Consider the following 21344-nt stretch of genomic DNA (forward strand, 5'->3'; position numbering starts at 1 on the left):
GCGACTATACACCACAGCTTTTAATTTCTTAATCAGAAATATTCATTATTTTTAATGTATTTGTAATACAAAAAAAGAATACTACTACTACCTGTTAATTCGTTAGTATTTTAAATTTTGCGCATGATTTAGTATTGAAATAGTAAAAATTTGAATTTGGTGCAGAATCGATGCACGGAGGTTTAAGACATAAATAAAAGCGGCATTGACAGTAGTTTCAAGCTAAAAGTTCGAATCCTGCTCTCTCATATTAAAAATTAGATATGAAATTATATCAATCCCCAACAGGACATCCAAACAAAATTGTTCGTGCCATTCAAAAACAGCCCCTACATATAATAGGCCAATCTTTTTGAATCCTGCATAAAATGTATAGAAATTTGTCCTGTTGAGGTCACTCTTCAAGGTTTAAAACCTCTATAAACCCTAGCAAAAACTAGGGTTTTATTTTTATTATTAAAAACACAAACTACAACCCACACGACATCTTTGCACAAAAACAAATAGTAAGTAACTGTTTAATCATTTAATTTCACTATATTCGTTCAAAATCCTAATTATTCAATCAATTTAGGTAATCGTTCTAATAATTACTAAAATATAGGTGCTTTTCCAGCAAATTACTGCCATTATTTTTCTAAATATAACTTCGTTTTATATGAACATCAAAGAAAAAAATGACAATAAGGAAATAATCCTTTCTTCCGATCAAATCTCTTTTTATGGAAAAGAAAATGATCAAAAAACAGCAGAACATATTGCAGTTAATGATAAAATCTCTTTTCAAAATAATAAAAAACTAATCGAAGAAATTCAAAATCTTCAGGAACAGCTAAAAGCAAAAGAACAACAGCTAAACAACCATGTAAATGCTATTGATACGTCAAACGCATCAATAGAGTTTGATCTTGACGGTAATATCCTGAGCGTCAATAAAAATTTTCTGGAAATCATGGGCTATAATGAAGCCGATTTGTTAGGAAAACATCATCGTCTTTTAGTTAATCCTGCTTATTCAGAATCTAAAGCGTATCAATTATTCTGGAACAGTTTAAAAAAAGGAATTTATCAAAAAGATGAATTCATGCGGGTTAGTAAGAAAGGGGAATTAATATGGCTTTTAGGTAGTTACAATCCAATTTTGGACATTTTAGGCCACCCTTATAAAATCTTAAAAATAGCCACAGATATTACTCTTGCAAAGACCCAATTTTTGCAGCTGGCAGTTCAGGCACAAGAAAAGGAAAAACGGGCTTCCGAATTGGTGATTGCCAATAAAGAATTGAAATTTCAGAATGAACAAAAGGAACAAAGAGCGAAGGAATTAATTATTGCCAATAAAGAACTTGCAATACAGAGTAAAGAAAAAGAAAAACGTGCAGCTGAATTGATTATTGCAAATAAAAAACTGGCAGCCGAAAATATCCTCAAAGAAAAAAGAAAAGTTGAGAAAGAGAAACGTGCCGCCGAATTGATTGTTACTAATCGGGAACTTGCTTATCAGGAAAAACGATCCAAAGAGCTAACGCTGGCAAACGATGAGCTCAAGAAAGCACAAGAAGAATTAGAATCATTTTCTTATTCCGTTTCACATGATCTTCGAGCGCCGATACGTGCCATCAATGGCTATACACAAATTCTTATTGAAGACCATATTGATGCAATCGACAACGATGGGAAAAATATACTTCACTCCATTATAAAAAATTCAAATAAAATGGGAGTATTGATTGATGACTTACTGGCCTTTAGCAAATTGGGACGTAAGCAAGTATCATCAACCAATATAAATATGACAGCACTAGTGCGATCAGTAATAAATGATATAGCAATTGAAAAAGACGAAAATACACCCATATTTGAACTCGATGAACTTGCCCCTTCAAATGGAGATTCTTCACTCATTAAACAAGTCTGGATCAATTTAATTTCCAATGCAATTAAATACTCAAAGTATAAACCAGAAACCCGAATTAAGATAAGTTCCGTCGCCAAAAATGACAAAATAATATATAGCATAAAAGATTGGGGAGCAGGTTTCGACATGGCTTACTATGATAAATTGTTTGGCGTATTTCAACGCCTGCATTCCCAGGACGAATTTTCAGGAACAGGAATCGGCCTGGCAATTGTACAAAAAATAGTAAACCGACACTCTGGAACAGTGTGGGCAGAATCAAAATTAGATGCAGGTGCAAAATTTCACTTTAGCCTGCCGGATATTAAACATTAAAAATAAAAAGATGAACTACGACGATATTGAAATTTTATTTGCAGAAGACAGTATGGAAGATGCTATGCTGACAATCCGCGCATTAAACAAAAGCGGTTTTACAAACAAGCTTTTACACGTAAAAGATGGAGCTGAAGCGCTCGATTTTATATACTGCAGGGGAATTTATTCAAGCAGAAATCCAAAATCATATCCAAAACTTTTTCTATTGGATTTAAAAATGCCAAAAATGTCTGGTATACAGGTTCTTGAAAAAGTCAAAAGTGATGCTGAACTAAAATCAATTCCTGTGGTTATACTAACCTCTTCACAAGAAGATCCTGATATAGCAACATGCTACAGTCTGGGTGCCAACAGCTATATAGTGAAACCTGTAGATAGCAATAATTTTTTTAATGCCATAAAAGAAATGGGAATGTACTGGATGATACTCAGCCAGCCTGCCCTATAAAGCAAATGGTTATTTAATCTAAGAACTATGATTTCATATAGCATAAAAAAAGATTTAAAAGTATTGCTATTAGAAGACAATACTTCGGATGCGGACCTCATAGTTCGGCATTTGACAAAATCCGGATTATCATTTGTCTCAAAAATAGTTGAATCAAGAAAAATTTTTGAAGAATCGCTGGACACCTTTTCTCCGGATATTATATTATCAGACTATTCATTGCCTTCATTTGACGCTGTTTCTGCTTTTAAAATAGTAAAAGATAGAAATCTTGCTATACCTTTTATAATAATTTCTGGTACAATTGGAGAGGAAAATGCTGTAATGCTTATAAAAGAAGGCGTAACAGATTATGTTTCTAAAAACAACTTTTCATCATTACTACAAAAGATAACTCGTGCTCTGAAAGAAGCTGAGGAACTAATTGAGAAAGAAAATCTTCTTCAGAAACTAAAAATACAGACTCAGGCATTACTGATTGCTAATCAGGAATTGGAATTTCAAAATGCCGAAAAAGAAAAAAGGGCTATTCAATTAATTAATGCAAATAAGGAATTGCTTGCATTCAATTTTATCTCAAGCCATGATCTTCAGGAACCTCTTCGAAAAATTCAGATTTTCATTTCAATTATGATGGAAAAAGAAATGAAAAATATGACTGAAGATGGGAAAAATTATTTGGAACGCATAAATGTCGCAGCAACTAGAATGAGGCAGCTGATTGAAGATCTTATGGACTTTTCAAGAGTCAGTACTACGGATCATCACTATGAGATAAGTGACTTAACCAATATTATTGAAGATGTAAAATCAGAACTTACAGATATAATTCAGAAAAAAAAAGCTGTTTTTAAAATAAATGGATTGACTCCTGTCAATATAATAAGTTTCCAATTTCGACAACTTATCTATAATTTGATTAGCAATTCGCTAAAATTTTCTAATCCTGATATCGCACCGCAAATTGCAATACAATCTACTATTCTTAAAAATGAAGAGTTCAGGCTTCTTGAGTTGCCAGACAGCTCGAAAATATATGATTATTGGAACCTTACCTTCAAAGACAATGGAATTGGTTTTGAAGCCCAGTATAACCAAAATATTTTCGTTATATTTCAAAGACTGCATCACAGCGAGGATTATTTAGGAACAGGAATTGGTTTAGCTATAGTCAAAAAAATCGTCGAAAATCATAATGGAATTATTGTTGCTGATGGGAATTTAAATATGGGAGTTACCTTTAATATATATATCCCCATTGTTGAAAGTTTGAGCAAAAAAAGTGAAGATTCAAAATTCAAAAGACAAAATTCCATTGAGATAAATAATAAACATCTCAATCCGTTTGAAATGCAGGATGTGAAATAACATCTACTCATTCTGCAAAGTTTATCAATCAATGCCAATTTCTTCAAATCATGTATTAAAATGATTTGTAAATTGTTAAGTAAGAATAACTCTTAAAAAAAATGTTGAAACTTTCGGTTTTAGCATTTTTTTTATGCCCTTTTTAATGCTATTTGATCAGCTTTACCTCAAAATTAAGCCGTTAACAAATTGTCTTCTCTGTCACGATAATCATTGTACATCATAATGTGAATTTCTAAAAATGTCTCTTTAGTATCTGCTTCGCATCTCTTTAAAAAACCTAATAGTGTAATGATACAACTTTCAATCAGAATTGTATAATGTTTAAGTGTCATTCAACACCACCTTTGCCACATAAAATAATCTAATTCTTAAAAAAAAATAAAATGAAAGCTAAAATTTTACTATTAACCTTTGCGATACTGTGTATTGCATTTATCACCGGATGCGAGAATGATGATTTTGAAGAAGTTGTTGGTGTGTGTCCCATAGTGGAGTCTACAACTCCTTTGAGTAATACATTAAATGTTCCCTTGGGACAAATCATTACTGCCACATTCAACGAGGAAATGGATCCAAGTTCTATTACTTCAACTTCGTTTATTGTGACAGGAACCGCCCCTATTACGGGAACAGTTACTTACACTGGAAGAACGGCATCATTTAAACCGACAGCTTTGCTTGCGGAGAATACCACTTATACAGCTAGGATTACCACAAAAGCCAAAGACTTAATGGGTAATTTTTTGCAGAGCGAGTATGTATGGGTATTTTCAACTGGTGCACTGTTGAGACCTGTAATCATTACTGCAGACCCTATAAATAATGCTATAGCCGTACCGTTTAATAAAACAATTTCGGCAACATTCAACATGCCTATGAATCCAACTACACTAAACAGTGCAACTTTTAAAGTAAATCAAGGAGTCAATCTTGTAGCAGGAACCATTTCTTATACAGGTTCAACAGTATCTTTTGTTCCGACAAGTCCTTTATTGGCTAATAAAATCTATACTGTAACTATAACAACTGGTGCAAAAAACTCACTGGATACTGCAATGGCAGCAGATTATATATGGAATTTTACGACAGATATTGTACCAACAATAACTGTAACAGATCCGATTAATAATGCTATTAATGTCGCATTGAATCAAACTGTTACCGCTGATTTTAGTACCCTAATGGATGGTGCTACAATCAATGCAACCACATTTACCTTAAAACAGGGAACAACAACAGTTCCAGGGACAGTTTCTTATTCTGGTAAAACAGCCTCGTTTAATCCAACAAACTCACTTATAATAGGAACGGTTTACACAGCAACAATTACAAGTGTCGCAAAAAACACAGCTGGAACTCCATTGGCGAGTGACTATGTTTGGAAATTTACAACGATACTAACAGCTCCTGCAATAATAACAATAGATCTTGGTACTGCAGCTATGTTTGGTGCTTTTGGTGGAAACGCGGGGATAACAAACCAAGGGTTAAATACAGTAATAAACAATGGAAGTATCGCGACGACTGCAGCTTCAACCCTGATCACAGGATTTCATGATGGCCTTGTAATCTATACAGAGACGCCCCTTAATGTTGGAAATGTGACAGGTGGTATATTTTCTGCTCCTCCTGCACCTGGAAATGCTACATCATTTGCAAAAGCTCAACAAGGATTACTTGATGCAAATGCGGCATATTTAAGTATTTCGCCAGCATCAAAACCAGGTGGTTCAGATCCGAATGCTGGAGAATTAGGAGGATTGACATTAGCTCCCGGAGTTTATAAATCAGCAAGTGGTACTTTCAAAATCAGCAATGGTAATCTGACACTTGATGCAAAAGGTGACCCAAATGCTACTTGGATTTTTCAAACTGCTTCAGGACTTACGGTTGGAATTGCAGGACCAACAGGTGCCAAAAGTGTAATATTGACAAACGGCGCATTAGCTAAAAACGTTTTTTGGTATGTGGGAAGTTCGGCTACGATCAACAGTGCTGGGGGCGGAACGATGGTTGGAACTATTATTGCTAACTCGGGTGTAACTTTTTCTACTGCAGGGAATGCAAGTCAAACAGTACTCAACGGAAGGGCAATATCTTTGATTGCCTCTGTCACCATGGTCAATACAACCATTAATGTACCATAAATAAAAGATTGCTAAATATAAATCCCGTTTTAAGACGGGATTCTTTTTTCAATAAAAAAAATAACTAAATAAACATAAATGAAAACTAACATTAATTTTAAAATAGAATTATACATAACGTGGATTTCAGAAAAAGTGCTCTTAAACAGCCTTTTTCTATTGACTTTGTTCTGCTTAAGCGGCCAAACTGTGCTTCAGGCACAAGAAGTTAATTACACAAAACCTTCTTGGTATTTTGGTGTTGCAGCTGCAACCAATTATAGTTTTTACCGTGGTTCAACACATCAGCTTAATTCGAGTTTGACGCCTCCAGTTACTTTTCATAATGGAGAAGGTGCCGGACTTTATTTGGCTCCACTTATTGAATTCTATAAACCGAATACAAGGTTCGGATTTATGTTTCAGGCAGGTTATGACAGCAGAAAAGGTTCTTTTGATCAGAAAACTAGTCCTTGCAATTGTCCCGCAGATTTATCTACAAAGTTAAGTTATATTACTGTAGAGCCAAGTATTCGTATTGCGCCTTTTAAGTCTAATTTTTATATCTACGGAGGTCCTCGTTTGGCATTCAATTTGGATAAATCATTTAAATATTCATTGGGAACGAATCCTGCTTTTCCTAACCAAGAGGCAACGTCTGAGGTAAGCGGTGATTTTGATAATATTGACCAAACACTTATTTCTATGCAGGTAGGAGCCGGTTTTGACATTCCGTTATCCTCACAAAAACATAAAACGCAATTTCTTTTATCACCATTTGTGAATTTTCAGCCTTATTTTGGACAACATCCCCGTTCAACCGAGACTTGGGGTTTAAGCACTCTTAGAGTAGGTATGGCACTTAAATTTGGACAGGGAAGTAAAGTGGAAACTCAAGAAGTGACAGAATATCCAGTTCAGTTTTCTGTAAATGCACCTAAAAATATTGCGGGAGAACGTAATGTAAGAGAGGTATTTCCTTTAAGAAATTATGTTTTTTATGATCTTGGATCAAATAAAATACCAAGTCGTTACAAATTATTGCAAAAAGAGAATGTAAAAGATTTCAATGAAGATCAAATAGGAGTTACAGCAACTGTAAATCCATCAGGTCGTTCTGAGAGACAAATGACAGTTTATTACAATGTAATCAATATTCTTGGGAGTCGAATGATAAAAAATCCTTCAACTACTATTACACTTGTCGGTTCTTCCGAAAAAGGATCCGAAGATGGTGTTGCTATGTCGGAATCTATCAAAACGTATTTAGTTACTGTATTCGGAATAAACGCATCAAGAATAACTAGTAAAGGGCAGTTAAAGCCTAATATTCCATCTGAACAACTTGGCGGGACAAAAGAATTAGAATTACTTCGAGAAGGGGATCGCAGGGTTTCTATCGAAAGTAATTCGCCTGAATTATTGATGGAATTTCAAGTCGGTCCTGACGCTCCACTAAAACCATTAGAGCTTGTTACTGTTCAGGAGGCGCCAATAGACAGTTATATTACTATTAATGCAAATGGTGCGAGCCAAACCTATTCTTCATGGTCTTTGGAAACTACTGATCAAGATGGGCTAGTAAAAGTTTTTGGACCGTATACTCAAGAAAAAGTAAGCATTCCTGGTAAAAACATTATGGGTACTCGTTCTGAAGGTGATTATAAAGTAAAAATGATTGGTACAACCAAAAATGGTAAGATTGAAGAAAAAGTAACTACTACTCACATGGTGCTTTGGACACCGTCAAAAACTGAAGAAGGACTTAGATACAGTATAATTTTTGAATTTAATAAATCAAAAACAATTGCTATATATGAGAAATATTTGAGAGAGGTTGTTACTCCAAAAATACCTAAGGATGGTGTAGTTATCATTCATGGCCACACCGATATCATTGGTGAAGAATCTTATAATTTGAATTTATCTTTGGACAGAGCCAATGAAGTTAAAAGTATATTGGAAAATGCCTTGTCTGATTCAGGCAGAAAAGATGTAAATTTTGAAGTACATGGTTTTGGAGAAGAAGAAAGTACTTCTCCTTTTAAAAATAAACTTCCTGAGGAACGTTTTTATAACCGTACCGTTATAATTGACATTATTCCAACTAAATAAAAAATTGATAATTCATTAGAAAATATTTTTCTACGAACTTAAAAATTTTATTCTGAAGAAAGTTCTTTAATTGCTTGTTTGGACCCGGGTTCGATTCCTGGCGATTCCACTGGGATAGTTTAAAGCCAACTTTTAAAAGTTGACAAAAACGCACAAAATGTCTCGAAAATCTTTAAAAGCCTGCAAATTCAAAAATTTGCAGGCTTTTTATTTTTGCTTTGACTGTCAAAATTTTCAAAAGTGCTCCAAATTTATATGGCAGTATTGTGGCATTTTACTATTGGAGTTGATACCATTTTTGCCACAAAAAATTAAGGCTGTCTACCGTTGCACCTGCTGATGAGAGTTAAAAACAGGAATAATTATTAAAATCTTCTGATCCTATTGTCCATCAACTTCAGATACTTTTCTTTCATAGAATCTGATAAAAAAGAGATTTCTACAAATTCAGTCCATTTAGATAGGCTTTTATTCATATCAGATAAAATGGCATTGATGGTTTTATCATTAAGTTCCAACCGTTCTTTTGCAAAATAATCTATAAATTCCGTTGACTTGAAATTACTCTTTTTACCTTTAAGCGATAGCGCCAACTCCTCTTGCGGATTTTTAATAGAAATGGAGGAATTCAAAAAATCATAAACTGGAGCCAAAGTAGTTTTACCGGCTTTTGTAATTACCGAAAAGTTCTTTAGATGCATGTCTTCATTACCTGTTATGAAGCAGAATAAAACTCGTTTAAAGAAATCGGCTTTCTCTATAGCAGGAAAAGTGCAATACTCGTCCATTACTCTAATCAATTTTTCCATCGTGTAATCATACTTCGTATCCCTTGAATTCCCAGTTAATTGTGCAAAATCTTCTGTGGCATATTTTTTCCCTTTACTGTATCTATCAAATCGCTTGATAAAATAAGAAAGACTTCCATCTTTTGAATAAACCAATCCATGAAAAGGGACTTCCAGTCCATACACTTTAGCCATTTTCATTGTTATGTCTTCATTTTCGGGTAATTCAGGAAAAATATCATTTTGGGGTTTGATAATATAATTACCAAACTGATCCACAATGTCGAATTGCTGATTTACAACTGAAATGGCAGCGCTTAATTTTGGCTGAACTCCTTGAATAGATATTTTTTTTGCACGATTGGCGGCCTCTTGTCTTTGCTCGGCTGCTGTAAATGGCAAATCTTTTAATGCAGTAAGTTTGGGAGCAATCATACGAAGTCCTTTTTCACTGTATTTTTCAGTGCCACATAATTCATAAGTTATTGGGCATCTATTCATCTTTCAATTCTTTTACCGTTACCGCTCCCACCAAATCATTTCCAGTGGCTATAAGCTGGGAGAAATAATCGTTTTTATCTATTTTACCAATTTTCAAAAGTCCTTCAAGCATTATGCCCTCCGGCAATAATCCCTCAAAAAAAGAGGGAAACTTATCAAATGAATAGTTTTTGCTATTTAGTGGCATAGCCAATGATACTGGTTCTCCTTCGTAATTGTCATCATAGGTAAATTGATAGCCACCAGTGCTGATTTCACTCAGCACCCCTGCCCTTTTACTATGAACAAATATTATTGCTTTTCTCATAACTATTTATGCATTGGACTTTTAAATTGTATTTCAATATTCAAAACTTTCAATATGCCCAAAAGTTTATTCCAACTAACCGTTTCTTTATTTTTCTCAATATCAAAAACTGTTGTCTTTCCTACTCCTGCCAGATTAGCCAATTCTAATTGTGTTAATCCTGCTTGCTTACGATGCTCTTTTATAAAAAGGCCTAAATTGAAATCATCCATATTTTACCGTTTAAGCAGTAAAAATAAACAAATTTAGGATGCGACATAATTTTTTCATTTAAAACCCCTATTATTTACTGATATAACAGTAAAAATAACATAAATAATAGAAAATTGATGAAATTTACTGCTATAATTTAAGTTTTTACTGGTATAGCGGTAATTAATATATTCTATTTTCTATCATTAGTTCTCTTGATTATCACTTAACAGACTTAATTGACCCGTCCTGAAATAATTATACAGACACCTGAACAGGTATATAAAAATAAAAATCCCGACTACATAATGCAATCGGGAAATTAATATTAATCTGTCAACCTATTTTAGGACGATTCAATATAGTTCCTAAATAATGTTTCCTCTTGCAGTAATCATTAATGTATTATCTCGTTCTTTTAAAGTCAATCTATTTATTGCAGGAAAGAAGGCATAAAAAAAGAGCCCTACCAAAACAGGAAACAATAAATCCAATATAAACCAAAATTATTTGATTTTCAGTTCTATACCTCCTAACACAACACCTTCCAAATCACTACAAATAAGCGGCTTACTTAAAAATTCTGTCACATGAACATTATTTTTAAGGCGTTCGATCTCATCGTCATCCAATGAAGAAGAAAGAATGAAAATTTGCGTTTTTCTTTTTAGCTCATCTTCTAATTTATCATATTCAACCAAAAATTGGGTTCCATTCATTATTGGCATCTGAATGTCTAATAAAATAATGAGTGGCTCATTGATTTCTTTTCGGTTTCTACACAGCCATTCAAGTCCCTCCTTACCATTATTTGATATATTTATTTCGGAGGCACAATTCAGGTTTTCGAGCATTTTTTTTCCAATAAACTGATCAATTCGATTGTCCTCTATTAACAGAAAAGTATATTTAGTTTCCATATAAATTGGGTATTTTTACTGTGAATTTTGTTCCTATATTACTTTGAGAAAATACTGAAATGCTTCCATTGAGTTTGTCTAAAGTTTCCTTTACGATATAAAGTCCCAAACCAGAACCTTTATTACTGTCAATCACAAAAAACATATCAAAAATATTGGCTTTATATTCTTCTGGAATTCCTATCCCATTATCTTCGATTTCGATTACATGGAATAATCCAGAATTGTAAGCTCTGACAGCTATTCTCATTTCATCTTTGCTTTCATCAACATATTTTATAGCATTTGAAAGTAAATTATTTAAGATAATTTTCAGCCTTAAACCATCACTCTGAATTTCATCAATCGACAAATCTTTGGTAATAATAATTTTGTCCGCATTCGTCATGTAATTATGCTGATTGACTGCATCATCTAATAATTTTCTCAGATTGACTGGACCCAGAAGTATTTGTGATCGTTTATTTTTTGAGTAATCTATAATGTCGCTTATAAATTGATCTTGCTTATCAAGGCTTTGATTCATTAAGTCCAAACAATAATTAATTTGTTCTGAATCGTCTTCCGATTTTGCTATTCCAATTAAGCCTTTAAGGGAAGTAATAGGAGATCTCAAATCATGTGAAACGCTATAAACAAATTTATCGAGATCCTTATTAAGCAAAAGCAGATTTTCGTTTTTGGCCTCCACTTCCTTTTGCGAAGAAATGAGTCTCTTAACCATTATGGAATAGTAAAAACTGACAGCTGTTATAATAATCAGGATAAAAACGATATTCAGACAGACTAATAAAACTTTAATAGTATGAGTTCCATCTCCAAGTGTATTGGAAAAATTGCGTTCTGTTATGGTTAATTTATCACTTAGAATACTAATATCAAGAAGCATTTTTTTTCTGCCAGCAGCATCAATTTTCGAAGCTTCAACTTTTCGATAGACATCATTTCCAAACTGATGTAACTCTTTAATAAGATTGTCTGCCTGCTCCCACTCTTTAATGGCTCTTGCCATAAACGGAATATTTTTGAAATTTTTAAACAGCCAGATTAAATCATCAAAATCTTCTTCTTTAATTCGGCCTGCTTTAAAACCATTTTTGGCAACAATATCAGCATCATGGTTCAAAAGAGCAACACGGGCAATACCATCGCCTTCAGGAACTTTTAATTCTTTGTTGAATAACTCCCATTCTTTCCTGTCCTGGGTATACATGTAAATTATAAGATGTCGAACCGCATCCTTTTGCGCTTTTGAATAATGAGATTCTCCATTGACATACCCTCTGGATGCCGATAACGTTTTAATCGTGAAAAAATTAATAAAGATTAACAATCCACAGGAGAGAAATACAATTACTAAAAGTTTCAAAAAGTTTGAAGACTGTAATTTCTTTAAAAATATCTGTGGCATATTTCAACTTGTATTTAAAAATTAAGCTCAACTTCTTTCTAAATTAACCTCGTTTATAAACCTACTACAAAACAAAAGTCTTTAAAAAAGTGACAAAGAAATAGAAATTAAAAAACATAAAAAAGTAAACTTAACTTGCAAAAGATATTTAATTTGCAAGAACTAACAATTAATTAATGTTTTTTTATTCTAAAAATAAAGTTCTAAGTGTTTTAAAGTAGTATACTTCTTTACTATTGATTACTTTTTGATGCTTTTGGGTGACATAAATTATCATAAAAAATTAAAAATCATTAAGTTAAATAATGGATTTACTCCGAAACAGCTGTTTACTTTATAGTATCCGTTCTATTTTTGTTCTGCAATAGTTGATTTATTAAGTTTAATGATGCGTATTTTTTGGTTTGTGTTATCCGCTAAAAAAAGACGGTCATCAAGTTGTACAATACTTACAATACTTCCAAAGGCATTTGCCCCCATAATATCAGATGCATTTATTCTTGCATTGTAGGTCTTGCTGATAAATTCTTCTTTAGGGTAAATACGGAGATAATTTAAATTATCTGCATTTTCTGAAGTCACAGCCCAATCAGTACTAAATGCAACAGCAGTAGGCTTTATGTCTGTAAAAGGCGTCACAGTAGGGGTTATAGGAGTGGTGAGTGAATTTGTCGCATTCTTTCGAATGTCTGCAATATTATAATATAAGTACCCTTTTGCATCTCTTCCTGCCACAACCAAATTTCCGGAAGCTACATCCATTGAATAGATTTCTTCCCAACCTTTCAATGTATTTAATTTAGCAAGAGGAGCCAAATTCCAATTGCTCGTCTCGGTGATTTTCGATGTTTCTAAAACTTTGATTGTCGTTTCTTTTTCTTTTACAAATAACAATCCGTCTTTTACAGTAAGACCAAAAACATGTACAAAAGTATCCCACCAATTTCCACTTCCTATGGTATTTATTCCAGCATTTGTCGCTTCATCAAATACAAAAATTCTGGAATTAATACTCCCTAAGTATATACGACCATTATCAATACATACTGATGAAAGCCTGGTCAATGGAATTGTAGTGCTTCCTTTGGTATAATCCTTAATTGTTTTTATATAGGCCAAAGTTTTAGCATTAAAAATCTCCAGCACATCACCATTACAGATATACAATTTGTCGTTTGCTACAGCTATTCCTTTAGGATCCAGTACTCCAGTTCCGTCCCCAATTTGTTTGGCTGTAATTGATGCTTCATCCGAAGGATAGTAGTAGTTATAATTTGTTGGCTCGGCTGTCTCGTAAGAGTCCTTGGTACAATTTGTGAAAACACAAATCAACAATATAAAAGAAGCTATTTTTTTCATGTTGGTATATTTTATTAGTTCCATTTTCCTTCTCCTTTATATTTTAATAAGAAAGGATTTTTAGGATTAATTGTAAAGACTGGTTTTTTGTAAGTTCCTTTTAGATAACCTGTTTTTGTCCATCCTTTTAAAATCTCTGGATCGGTAAAAGGGAGATCTTTTAAATATATCAGGTATTTATAAAAATCAGTTAACATTCCTTGTTGTCCACCTCCTTCTCCGCTATTGGCAAGATTGCTATCATGACTATATCCTGAATGATGCGAATATTCGTGTGACCAAACAGACATTTCACCTAGCCAATGTCCTGTAATATAATCGGATTCCCATTGAGAAGCCAAGGCACCTCCGCCCCAGGCGCTGCCACCTCCAACCATTGCCATATTAAGATCTCTGCTGTCAATATAGTTCAAATACTGTTGCTCAATTTGGGCTTTGGTAAAATAATCATAAACGCCATTGGAGTCTGCAGTATTTCCATGCCAGTCTGTTGCTCCATTTACTGGAGTTCCAGCTAGGGCAGCTTGTTCTTGTTTGTACCTATCGAAATGAATAAAGGTATCATAATACATCGGATGGCTTAATGCATAGGAATAGTTTATGATCATTGCTATTGCTTCTTTGGCTAAAACCGGGTTCATCGGTAAAAACTTGTTAGGGTCATCTGCCGGATTACTTAAATGATAAGAATCGCTAAACCGAACTAATTCTTTGGACTTTATTTTTTTGAACATTGCAAATAAAGGATCGGTTGATTCTACAGAAAATTCGATCGCTCCAGAAGAGAAACCATCAATTTTATCGATTGTGACAGTTCCTCCCGTTTCAAGAAGGTAATCATTTTTTCCTTCAACCAAAGGAAGTTTATGAAACGAACGGTGAAATGCAGGTATTTTTGAAAACTGAAACAGTACAAATCTCTTGTCATAATTACCCAATTTGGCATAGATTTTTACATCTGTGAGTCCAACTGGAGAATAAAGCGATATTTGAACCGAGTCTTTACCTTTTTGAATAACCTGGAGCAGTTGGTTCATTCGAAACCAACGGTCATTTTTGTCATACATTCTTGAAGGGCTTTCGGCATCTTCAAACATAGTCATCGGTCGATTCCCAGTTGGTAAATTGGATGCATCAAGGCTTACTGAATAATTAGGCTTGTAGGCTACCATTTGGGTTTCATTTTCACAACTCACAAGAATGAGCAAATTTGCAAATAGTAGGCTGAGAAGGAATGATCTTCTAATGTTTGTGGTCATAATAGGTTAAGATTTTGAGGGGTTGTTATTCCTTATATTTTTAAAAAACGCTTTCATTTAAAAAAAATTGTATCCATTTTAGCGTTAAATTTAAATAACAAATAAATTACATTTCTTTTTTTTACTTCAAAAACAATTGATTTTTGTATATCAATTAATAATTCAGAATTAACTCAATACTATCAAAATAAAATAACAATTGGGTTTACAATTGCCAAAATTGAAATTTTGATTATTTAACTTAATTAAGTTTCAACTTTTTTAAACATTTCGAAAAGTTCTATAACATTACTTACTTTTAGCTTTTTAAAAATATTTAATTTATGAGTGCTTACCGTTGTCATTTTTAAATTCAATTCATTAGCCACTTCAATGTTTCCATAGCCTTTTACAAGAAATTCTGCAATTTCTAATTCACGCGGTGTAAGCACTTCTATAATATTTGTACTCTCTCTCCTATCTTGAGAAAATGCAATAAATTTATCAAGAGTATTACTTGTAATGTACTTACCCAATTTTAAAACTGTTCTTATCGCTTCAATGGTTGTACTACTATCACTAAATTTATTTAAATATCCATTTGCCCCTGCTTGGATATAACGAAATGCATAAATATCCTCCTCATAGGCAGAGAAAATTAATATTTTCACCTCTTTTTGCAATTCACGTAAATCATTTATCATATCGATTTTTCTACCATCATGCAAATTAATATCCAAAATCACTAAATCAAAAATAATCCTAGAACATACGCTAAGCGCTCCCTCAAAACTATCAGCTTCAGTGACGGAAACATCATTAAATTCTTTTTCCAATAAAAATGTGATTCCTGACCTTACAATAAAGTGATCATCTACGATGAGAATTTTTTTATCCATGACTAAAAACTAAATTAAAAACAATAAGTGATTTTATCTTTTTTAAAAATTGGATGGGAAAACAGATTTTATTTACAGGAATTACCAATCATTTTAGTGTCTTTTTATTATGAAATCAAGGCTCTAAATAATATAAAGTAATATACTTCTTAAATATTGATTACTTTTTGACACTTTTGGGTGACATAAAATATAAAAAAATTAAAAATCATTGAGTTAATGTTAGATTTACTTCAAAATAGCTGTTTATTTTGCTTCACAAGCAAGCGAAAATAGGTTTATACCTCAATTATTAATCTAGTTATTCAACTTAATTAATTCACTATTTTTTTTTAATATTTCTGACAACTCTACTATTGTTTGTTTCTGCTTTTTTTTAAAATATTTAATTTATGGTTGCTTACCGTACTCATTTTTATCTCTAACTTCAAGGTTTCCGCAGCCTTCTACAAGAAGTTTCGCAATTTCCATTTCACGCTGGGTAAAATCTTCCAAAATACTCCTACTTTCTCTCGCATTTTTCGAAAATGCAATAAATTCATCCAGAATATTACTTGATGTGTACTTTCCCAATTCTAAAATTGTATTTACAGTTTTAATGATAGTACTGCTTTTACTAAATTTATTCAAATATCCATCTGCCCCAGCCTGAATATATCGAAAAACAAAAATATCTTTCTCATGCGCAGAAAAAATTAATATTTTCACCTCTTTTTGCATCTTCCGCAAATCATCTATTATATTGCATTTTCTTTCATCAGGTAAATCAATATCCAAAATCACTAAATCGAAAATAATAGTAGCACATGCACTAAGAGCCTCCTCAAAATTATTGACCCCAACGACGAAAACACCATCAATTTTTTTTTCCAATAAAAGTGTCATCTTTGACCTTACAACAAGGTGATCATCTACGATCAGAATTTTTTTAACCATGACTAAAAACTAAATTAAAAGCAATAAGTAATTTTATCATTTTCAAAAACTGGATGAGAAAACAAAAAGTATAGAAAAAGTATAATTAAATTTTGCCTGCTCATCCAAATTTTCAAAAACATGCTATTACAAAACAGTATTTGTGTTGCAATAACTCAAATGCAAAGGCTACCAAAAAATAGAATAAAAGGCTACCAATATTCCACCAATAATCATGGCACCTACGGCAAAACCATTACTTACTTTAAACATATTAGTGTCAATTTCCAAGCCTTTGGTTCTAAGGCCTTTTTTGGAATCGTATAGACTAATAAAAATCATTAATAGTACACAGATAACAAATACAAAACCCATGCGGTCTAAAAATGGAATTTCATAGGCCTTTGATTTGTCTTTTTGCTCCACCAGGGTAGCAAATCCAGAACTGCTTAGAAACTCCAAATTCATGAAATTAGGAAGGAATTTAAAAATTACTGATAATACAAAACCTCCAATAGTTGCGAACATTGCAGCGTTAGAACTAGTTTTCTTCCAAAAGAATCCAAGGATAAACATCGCAAAAATTCCAGGACTTACAAATCCAGTGTATTCCTGTATGAATTCAAATCCACCTTTTTTGTCAATGCCTAATAATGGAGCAATTAAAACGGCAATAAGCATTGCGGCAAATACTGTTATCTTACCTACTTGCACCATTTTCTTTTCACTGGCATTGACATCAATTTTCTTCTTGAAGATGTCTAAGGTGAATATCGTAGATATGCTGTTTACTTTTCCTGCTAAGGAAGCAACTATCGCAGCTGTTAAAGCAGCAAAGGATAATCCTTTTAATCCCACTGGAAGTAAATTTAATAATACAGGATAGGATCTGTCAGGATTTATAATTCCATCAGCACCTAGCATTTCTGTCTGTAGTCCACCTTTAGTATAAATAACATAAGCAGCTATACCTGGTAAAACCACTATTACTGGCATTAATAGTTTTAAAAAAGCGGCAAATAAAATTCCACTTCTCGCTGTTTTGAGATCAGCACCTAAAGCTCTTTGAGTAATGTATTGATTGCAACCCCAGTAATTCAGGTTTACAATCCACATTCCTCCAAATAAAACTGTTAATCCCGGCAAACTAGGGAAATTTGCATTTTCTTTCTTAAATATCATATGAAAATGGTCTCCCGATTGATTCAGCATGTAGTTGAATCCCTGAACCATACCATGTTGGCCATTTAATTCAGCTACTTTGTCTAAAGCCAAATACGTCGTTACCAAACCTCCAAAAATTAAGAACACCACCTGTACAACATCCGTATATCCAATTACTTTCATTCCTCCTAATGCAATGACAATAGCAAAGAATGCCAAGCCATACATACATAAATCAATTTGAATTCCTGATATTCCATTAATAGCCAATGCTCCCAAATAAAGAATAGACGTCAAATTGACTATCACATAGAGCAACAACCAAAAAACGGCCATTATCATCGCTACATTTCCATTGTATCTTTGGCTCAAAAATTGGGGCATAGTGTAAATTTTATTCTTTAAATAAACAGGAATAAAAAACACAGCTACAATGATTAAGGTTAATGCAGCCATCCATTCATAAGTTGCTATTGCAAGACCCATTTTAAAACCATTTCCTGACATAGCAATAAATTGTTCCGATGAAATATTGGAAGCAATTAATGAGGTACCAATAGCCCACCATGTCAAAGAGCCTTCAGCTAAAAAATAATCATGTGAAGCTGATACTGATTTCAAATGTTTCTTTCTATACACGGAGTAACCGTATCCAGCTACAATAAAAAAGTACACCAGAAATACTAAATAATCAGCTAATTGCAATGTGTTCATAAATTTGTTGGGGTTTATTAGTTAAAAGAATACTTGAGGTTAACAGTTATTAATACTAGCAGATTAGAATGATGTGTAAACAAAAAATAAATTTTAAACCATATATTAGCCAGATGTCTTTCTATTTTTATTTTATATAATCACAAAAATAAGTATAATCGCACGAGCTAAAGGGGGGCAAAATTGTTCTTTGAGAGGGGGTAATTAATTCTGTTTGTTAAGAAAAGTAGATATTAATACTCGCTTTTGTTATTTAAATAAGGATTCTCAAAAAATTGCCAATTAAATCTTCTTATTATCTTTCTGTTACCAACGTTAACTTTATTCTGGTAGTACTAAATTTTATTAATTTGCATTTTTTTCACTTCAATAAATTGTTCTGCTCCAAAATAAACAGTTATGTATATTAATACAAATTTTAAGTCTTTTAATTGAAATACAAGTTTTTTATCTTCTAAAGTTATAGCATTAACTAGTATCATACTAGCAAGATATACTAATGAAATAGCTGAAAGCATTTTTAAAGCCTTTATTGTTTTAGGATGTTTTGATATTATTACAACAAAAAATAAAAATTGAATTGTTCCCCATATTACATATTCGAAAACACTCGATATATTGTATGCAATTATTGAAGCTATAACAGAAAAGAGTGTGGCTATTATTCCAAACCAAAATATCCTTTTATTTATAAAGAAAGCTTTTTCTTTATAGATTCGTTCTTGTTCTTTATTTGTTTTAGACTTATTTAAGTGATATTGCTCAGGTTCGTCAGCATTTTTTATCATAAGAATTGACTTTTTCAATTATATTTTTCAATTTGTATTTTTATTTTAAACTTATTTCTTTCATATTAAATTTTATCGCATACACAAGCATTACCATCTAATGACTTTATCTAGGATTAATACCATTTACAAAATAATTGCAGCATAAATTAAAAGCAATCTAATTTTTTCATCATGGAATAGTTATCCATCTATTCAATGTGTTATTAGGCATTTCGATAACCACTTTATAAAATTTGGATGTCATGCTTGAAATATCAATTTCAGTTTTCCAATCCTTTATGTCCATCTCTTTTATCAATTGATATTCGTCTGTGCCTCCTGTTTTAAAATTATTTGTTGTTGACAACCATATTTTGGCTTTTCCGATTTTAGCCAATGGTGTCCATTGTATTATTAATTTGTTTTCTTTTATTTTTAGTGAAAGATTTATGGCCGATAATTCCCCGATCATTGGAACTCCATCAAGTTCGAATTGTTGATTTTGACTTGGTGAAATATTCAAAAAGCGTAAAATAGTAGGCGTAATATCAACTATTCCGGGTTGCTGTTTTTTATAATAATCGTTTATTCCGGCATAGTTTGTGGCCATCCAGGTGTTGCGTTCCCGATTGGTTTGACCTCCATGCTTAAAACCAAAAGTGTCCCGACCATGATCCGTCGTGATTATTACCATCCATTCTTCGTTGTTTTCTTTCTCTCTCTTTTGGATTGTTTTGTATAATTTTCCGATTTGTGAATCGAGCTGATCCAAAGCATTTAAAAACTCAGGACTGTCACCATGCCTATGTCCCATTTCATCTGTATATTCAAGATAAATCCAAGACAAATCGGGAGCCGAAGCAGCAATGGTTTTACAGGCATTTTCAACAACATAATTGTCTATTTTATTATAAAAATCGCCGTTTTTGTCATGAGGAAATTTTATGATATCCTTTTCGTAACCATCAAAAACAAAATCGGGATTCAAATTTCCCGCCGCTTTTGCATCGCTTCCAATTAATTTGGTTCTGTTATCTTTCCAAGTAGAAAAAATAGCTGTTTTTTTCTCTGGATATTGTGTTTTCAAATATCGAAAAATATTCCAATAATTATAATTTGGCTCTTTAATGTCGTTACCCCAAACGTTGTGTTTGTTTACCCAAGTTCCTGTCAACAAACTATTGTATCCAACAGCAGAAATAGTTGGCGTTTCTGAATAACCATTTTTTTCGCCACCCACATAGGCAGAAACAATGCCTCCATTTTTTGAAAAGTTATTCAAATTTAGCATTGAATGGGATTGAATGATATCCAACGGAATACCATCGGCAATCACAAAAACTACTTTTTTGCTTTTTTGTGCAAAAGCCAAAGCACAGAAAAGCATTAAAAACACAACAAAATATTTTCTAAATTTCATTTTAATTCTATTTTTTATAAGTGGCGATATTTCTTTTGGCATTATACATTAATCAAATTGAACCGTTTTCTGTTTTCCATCAGTAAACAAAACCTCTACTTTATTAGCAGTCAAATGATTTATTTTTTTGACCAGAAACAATTCTTTATCCGTCCACTTTTTCCCTTATTTTTTCCAAAGCATCAAAGTAGCATAAAAACTGTCTTGAGATTGATTTGGAATAACGAAATCATCAACGTTAATAACAGTATTATTTTTACTCACAGGGTTTATGTCTTTGACATCAATAGCTTTGATGGATTTCCAACCCTTTAAAGTAATCATAGCCAATTGATAGTTTCCATTATCAATAATACATACATCATAGCCCTTCACTTTTTTGTATGTTTTTTTATACCCCCTTTTTTTTCATCATTTTATAAATTTATTTGTTTTTTGTTATTAATTGAA

General features: G+C 32.6%; 19 protein-coding genes. 5 read left to right on the forward strand and 14 right to left on the reverse strand.

Translation table 11 applies throughout. The annotated features are described in order from the left end of the window. Positions 1-658 precede the first annotated feature (658 nt). Genes ACUN3A_RS00950 through ACUN3A_RS00960 form a run of 3 tightly spaced genes read left to right on the forward strand, consistent with a single transcriptional unit; the run spans position 659 to position 4052 of the window. Positions 659-2233, forward strand: a complete 1575-nt coding sequence (locus tag ACUN3A_RS00950; protein ID WP_445549475.1) for a PAS domain-containing sensor histidine kinase — start codon at positions 659-661, stop codon at positions 2231-2233. 10 nt (positions 2234-2243) lie between these two features. Next, entirely contained in the window at positions 2244-2684 is a 441-nt protein-coding gene (locus ACUN3A_RS00955; RefSeq protein ID WP_445549476.1) for a response regulator, read from the forward strand. A 27-nt stretch (positions 2685-2711) separates the two neighbouring features. Further along, positions 2712-4052, forward strand: coding sequence for an ATP-binding protein (locus tag ACUN3A_RS00960; protein ID WP_445549477.1), 1341 nt, complete (start codon positions 2712-2714; stop codon positions 4050-4052). A gap of 173 nt (positions 4053-4225) precedes the next feature. Here the strand turns inward: ACUN3A_RS00960 and ACUN3A_RS00965 are convergent, their stop codons facing one another. Beyond that, positions 4226-4387, reverse strand: coding sequence for a hypothetical protein (locus tag ACUN3A_RS00965; RefSeq protein WP_445549478.1), 162 nt, complete (start codon positions 4385-4387; stop codon positions 4226-4228). 51 nt (positions 4388-4438) lie between these two features. On the opposite strand from ACUN3A_RS00965, the gene ACUN3A_RS00970 reads away from it, so the two are divergent. Beyond that, positions 4439-6202 carry an Ig-like domain-containing protein gene (locus ACUN3A_RS00970; protein ID WP_445549479.1) on the forward strand — a complete coding sequence of 588 codons (1764 nt, stop codon included), beginning with the start codon at positions 4439-4441 and terminating at the stop codon, positions 6200-6202. A 78-nt stretch (positions 6203-6280) separates the two neighbouring features. Beyond that, on the forward strand, positions 6281-8296 hold the full coding sequence (locus ACUN3A_RS00975) for an OmpA family protein (RefSeq protein WP_445549480.1): 2016 nt from the start codon (positions 6281-6283) through the stop codon (positions 8294-8296). A 365-nt stretch (positions 8297-8661) separates the two neighbouring features. On the opposite strand, the gene ACUN3A_RS00980 is transcribed toward ACUN3A_RS00975, so the two are convergent. From ACUN3A_RS00980 to ACUN3A_RS01040, 13 genes are all read right to left on the reverse strand, one after another. Further along, positions 8662-9585, reverse strand: coding sequence for a HipA domain-containing protein (locus tag ACUN3A_RS00980; protein WP_445549481.1), 924 nt, complete (start codon positions 9583-9585; stop codon positions 8662-8664). Then, positions 9578-9892: a HipA N-terminal domain-containing protein gene (locus ACUN3A_RS00985; protein WP_445549482.1), complete on the reverse strand. Its 315-nt coding sequence runs from the start codon at positions 9890-9892 to the stop codon at positions 9578-9580. Before ACUN3A_RS00985 ends, ACUN3A_RS00980 begins: the two co-directional genes overlap by 8 nt. Before the next feature lie 2 nt (positions 9893-9894). After that, positions 9895-10104 (reverse strand): helix-turn-helix domain-containing protein, encoded by a 210-nt coding sequence (locus ACUN3A_RS00990; RefSeq protein ID WP_445549483.1) that lies wholly within the window; start codon positions 10102-10104, stop codon positions 9895-9897. Positions 10105-10590: 486 nt separating this feature from the next. Next, positions 10591-11004, reverse strand: a complete 414-nt coding sequence (locus ACUN3A_RS00995) for a response regulator (RefSeq protein ID WP_445549484.1) — start codon at positions 11002-11004, stop codon at positions 10591-10593. After that, positions 10994-12415, reverse strand: coding sequence for a sensor histidine kinase (locus tag ACUN3A_RS01000; protein WP_445549485.1), 1422 nt, complete (start codon positions 12413-12415; stop codon positions 10994-10996). Before ACUN3A_RS01000 ends, ACUN3A_RS00995 begins: the two co-directional genes overlap by 11 nt. Before the next feature lie 348 nt (positions 12416-12763). Beyond that, positions 12764-13774, reverse strand: coding sequence for a hypothetical protein (locus ACUN3A_RS01005; protein ID WP_445549486.1), 1011 nt, complete (start codon positions 13772-13774; stop codon positions 12764-12766). A 14-nt stretch (positions 13775-13788) separates the two neighbouring features. Further along, a complete protein-coding gene (locus ACUN3A_RS01010) occupies positions 13789-15033 on the reverse strand; it encodes a hypothetical protein (protein ID WP_445549487.1) in 1245 nt (414 codons plus the stop codon). A gap of 245 nt (positions 15034-15278) precedes the next feature. Further along, positions 15279-15911 (reverse strand): response regulator, encoded by a 633-nt coding sequence (locus ACUN3A_RS01015; RefSeq protein ID WP_445549488.1) that lies wholly within the window; start codon positions 15909-15911, stop codon positions 15279-15281. Positions 15912-16301: 390 nt separating this feature from the next. Beyond that, positions 16302-16847, reverse strand: a complete 546-nt coding sequence (locus tag ACUN3A_RS01020) for a response regulator (protein ID WP_445549489.1) — start codon at positions 16845-16847, stop codon at positions 16302-16304. Between the two features lie 168 nt (positions 16848-17015). Next, the gene (locus ACUN3A_RS01025; RefSeq protein ID WP_445549490.1) at positions 17016-18704 is read right to left on the reverse strand and encodes a sodium/sugar symporter; all 1689 of its coding nucleotides are present in this window, start codon (positions 18702-18704) and stop codon (positions 17016-17018) included. A gap of 335 nt (positions 18705-19039) precedes the next feature. Continuing rightward, positions 19040-19492, reverse strand: coding sequence for a hypothetical protein (locus ACUN3A_RS01030; RefSeq protein ID WP_445549491.1), 453 nt, complete (start codon positions 19490-19492; stop codon positions 19040-19042). A 172-nt stretch (positions 19493-19664) separates the two neighbouring features. Next, a complete protein-coding gene (locus ACUN3A_RS01035; RefSeq protein WP_445549492.1) occupies positions 19665-20894 on the reverse strand; it encodes an alkaline phosphatase family protein in 1230 nt (409 codons plus the stop codon). Positions 20895-21059: 165 nt separating this feature from the next. Beyond that, complete coding sequence (locus ACUN3A_RS01040; protein WP_445549493.1) at positions 21060-21269, reverse strand: hypothetical protein; 210 nt, start codon at positions 21267-21269, stop codon at positions 21060-21062. Positions 21270-21344: the final 75 nt, after the last annotated feature.

The sequence above is a fragment of the Flavobacterium sp. WC2509 genome, assembly GCF_052683105.1.

Excerpts from the sequence above, each read along its gene's own strand:
- ACUN3A_RS00950 (WP_445549475.1), top strand. The coding sequence starts at position 659 with ATGAACATCAAAGAAAAAAATGACAATAAGGAAATAATCCTTTCTTCC.
- ACUN3A_RS00955 (WP_445549476.1), top strand. The coding sequence starts at position 2,244 with ATGAACTACGACGATATTGAAATTTTATTTGCAGAAGACAGTATGGAA.
- ACUN3A_RS00960 (WP_445549477.1), top strand. The coding sequence starts at position 2,712 with ATGATTTCATATAGCATAAAAAAAGATTTAAAAGTATTGCTATTAGAA.
- ACUN3A_RS00965 (WP_445549478.1), bottom strand. The coding sequence starts at position 4,387 with ATGACACTTAAACATTATACAATTCTGATTGAAAGTTGTATCATTACA.
- ACUN3A_RS00970 (WP_445549479.1), top strand. The coding sequence starts at position 4,439 with ATGAAAGCTAAAATTTTACTATTAACCTTTGCGATACTGTGTATTGCA.
- ACUN3A_RS00975 (WP_445549480.1), top strand. The coding sequence starts at position 6,281 with ATGAAAACTAACATTAATTTTAAAATAGAATTATACATAACGTGGATT.
- ACUN3A_RS00980 (WP_445549481.1), bottom strand. The coding sequence starts at position 9,585 with ATGAATAGATGCCCAATAACTTATGAATTATGTGGCACTGAAAAATAC.
- ACUN3A_RS00985 (WP_445549482.1), bottom strand. The coding sequence starts at position 9,892 with ATGAGAAAAGCAATAATATTTGTTCATAGTAAAAGGGCAGGGGTGCTG.
- ACUN3A_RS00990 (WP_445549483.1), bottom strand. The coding sequence starts at position 10,104 with ATGGATGATTTCAATTTAGGCCTTTTTATAAAAGAGCATCGTAAGCAA.
- ACUN3A_RS00995 (WP_445549484.1), bottom strand. The coding sequence starts at position 11,004 with ATGGAAACTAAATATACTTTTCTGTTAATAGAGGACAATCGAATTGAT.
- ACUN3A_RS01000 (WP_445549485.1), bottom strand. The coding sequence starts at position 12,415 with ATGCCACAGATATTTTTAAAGAAATTACAGTCTTCAAACTTTTTGAAA.
- ACUN3A_RS01005 (WP_445549486.1), bottom strand. The coding sequence starts at position 13,774 with ATGAAAAAAATAGCTTCTTTTATATTGTTGATTTGTGTTTTCACAAAT.
- ACUN3A_RS01010 (WP_445549487.1), bottom strand. The coding sequence starts at position 15,033 with ATGACCACAAACATTAGAAGATCATTCCTTCTCAGCCTACTATTTGCA.
- ACUN3A_RS01015 (WP_445549488.1), bottom strand. The coding sequence starts at position 15,911 with ATGGATAAAAAAATTCTCATCGTAGATGATCACTTTATTGTAAGGTCA.
- ACUN3A_RS01020 (WP_445549489.1), bottom strand. The coding sequence starts at position 16,847 with ATGGTTAAAAAAATTCTGATCGTAGATGATCACCTTGTTGTAAGGTCA.
- ACUN3A_RS01025 (WP_445549490.1), bottom strand. The coding sequence starts at position 18,704 with ATGAACACATTGCAATTAGCTGATTATTTAGTATTTCTGGTGTACTTT.
- ACUN3A_RS01030 (WP_445549491.1), bottom strand. The coding sequence starts at position 19,492 with ATGATAAAAAATGCTGACGAACCTGAGCAATATCACTTAAATAAGTCT.
- ACUN3A_RS01035 (WP_445549492.1), bottom strand. The coding sequence starts at position 20,894 with ATGAAATTTAGAAAATATTTTGTTGTGTTTTTAATGCTTTTCTGTGCT.